Raw genomic sequence first — 2,419 nt, 5'->3', positions numbered from 1 at the left:
ACCGTTTTTAGCGGCTGCAAATATACAACCCTTTTTTATTACTAAACAAAACTTTTTTACCCTTTTTTTTACCTTTTTTTTTATGTGTTCATTTCTAAGGCTTTGCGTTAAGGATTGAGGCATTGTTGAAGCTCTTTATATTAATATTTATTAATTTAAAAGCGACTGACGAAAGCCTGACCATGTTTTTAGAACATGGAACGCCCTATAAATTTTATAAGAAAAAATTCCAAACAATACCAAAACGCACTGTAAAGTCTCTGTATGGATAGTTTGGTGCTGAATAATAATTGTAGCCTGTTAACGAGGAATTGAAGTGTTCTGCTTTAAGATATATTCTTGTTTGTCGGATTTTTGCGTTAATGAAAAAATCTAATCTTGGGAATGCGCCTATTTTGGTTTCATTTTGTGTGTAAAATTCTGCCAGCAATGGGTCATAACTATTCATATTATATTCTGTGAAATAATTTAATGTTATTCCTGTTTGAAGAAACATTGCGTTTTTAAATAAATGGTCGGAAAAATATAATGTGTTTCGGCTTATTATTTGTGGAACGTTTAACACATGCTCTCCATTTATTACTTGCTGATACATTATTGTATTATCTAATGCAAATTTGCCGTATGAAAACTCTTTATTAGCTTTTACTCGTAAATAATTTATTGTGGTTTGATATTGAAATGGCTTAACTTGATTATCTGAATTTTTTGTGAAATAAGTATAATTATCAATATTAGTATAATCTAAGGTAATGTTTGCTAATTTATTGGATTGAAGACTAACAGCTATTTGCTTAGTGTTGATGTTTTTGAATATATTGCTATTATCCCAATTATAATTAATATAATCACTTTGATATAATAGATAATTGTAATTAGGCATTGTTGAGTTTAAATTAAGAGTTCCATTAAATAAAACATCATCATTTATTTTATACCCAACATTTACATCAATAAAATTCCCTTTAAAATCTCCTATTATATTAAGAGCAGCTTCGCTTGAGAGATTAAAATTTCCAAAACTTTTTCTATAAACTCCTCCTATTGACAAAACTTCTCCTTTGAGTCTACTTTTTACAGCTTGATCTTGTAAGATTATAACTGAATTGTAACCATAGTTATACTTATTATATTCTAAATTAAAAGTTATATCTCCAATTGTATTATTATTGAAGTTTAAGTATGTTTTAGTAACTAAATTTTCTAAGGTTACCTTATCATCTAAATCATTACTTCTGAAAGCATCACCAAAAAAATCATCACTAATAGTTTGCTTAAATTGATAATATTTGTCTTCAAATGAAATAATGTTACCTATACTTAATGAATTATAACTTAAAGAATCTTTTGAATTAATAATATTGAATTTTTGCTCTAAAAAAAATCTTTTCCCTTCAAGGATATTTTCTGCGTTTTCAAAATTAGGGTTAAAAACAGATCTATCAATAAATTCTGGAGCTCCTGATTCGAAATTATCTATATCTGCATCTGTTAAACCACCATTTTCTTGATTCAATAAATCTTGCATAACAATATGTGCTCTTGCGCTATATTTATTGTTTTTAGTTACATAATTTGATGTAAATCTAAAATTTCCAGTACTTGTTAAAATATGCTGATACTTGCCTAAAGATCTTAATCCTTTATATGCTAGTGAAAGATTGAATTGTTTAGAAGTATTTACTGTAAAAAAAGCATCTAATAATTGCCCTTGCGAAAAGGCTGTTTTATAAAATAACTCTGTTAATGGAGTTGGTACTTGATAATAGTTAATATCACTAACTTCCATATAATTGAAGTGTCTTGCTCTAGCTCCAAATAAAGGCGATGTTTCAGTATTACTAAAATCTTCACTTAGTGTATTATATGTTTGTCCAACATTTGAAAACTGGATAAGATTAAAATTATCTTCTCTTAAATAATTGAACTTATAATCCTTTTTTATTGATAATGTTGTGTCTACAAAAGTTGTATCATTTTTAAAAGAAACGATTTTATATTGCTCAATTTTAGCTAATTTTTTTGGAGTATTACTTGATCTATTATTAAATGTGTTATTTGTAGTATCGTTAATAACTCCTTGTCTTTTTAATTGTGTAGCATCTGTTAAATTCTGCGCATTGAATGATTGACAGAATAATAGAAAAGTAAAAAAGTAAAAAAAATTCTTCATTCAAATAATTTATCTAGGCAAAAGTAAATATTTAAAACGATACGAGTCATAATATTATTATAATAAAAAAGCCTGCAAATTGCAGGCTTTTTTTTGTAAAAAGAAATAATTTTTACTGTTTAGTCAATCTAATAACAGACTGTGCAGGTGCATTACCACACATGCTTTCTGTATTCTCAGTGAAATTAATAGTTATAACCGTATCATTAGCCGGATCATATGTTGCATGAGTAGTAGCAGGTCCAA

General features: G+C 27.1%; 1 protein-coding gene. It reads right to left on the bottom strand.

The window, feature by feature from the left end; all coding sequences use genetic code 11:
* Positions 1-214: 214 nt before the first annotated feature.
* Positions 215-2,173: a putative porin gene (locus IEW41_RS14360; RefSeq protein WP_188607069.1), complete on the bottom strand. Its 1,959-nt coding sequence runs from the start codon at positions 2,171-2,173 to the stop codon at positions 215-217.
* Positions 2,174-2,419: the final 246 nt, after the last annotated feature.

Source organism: Aquaticitalea lipolytica (assembly GCF_014641635.1).
In the GTDB taxonomy this organism is placed as follows: Bacteria; Bacteroidota; Bacteroidia; order Flavobacteriales; family Flavobacteriaceae; genus Aquaticitalea; species Aquaticitalea lipolytica.
The sequence above is the reverse complement of the archived record's forward strand: the minus strand, read 5'-3'. Positions and strand labels throughout refer to the sequence as shown.

Bases quoted from the DNA above. Each gene is read 5' to 3' on its own strand.
- IEW41_RS14360 (WP_188607069.1), bottom strand. From the start codon at position 2,173: ATGAAGAATTTTTTTTACTTTTTTACTTTTCTATTATTCTGTCAATCA.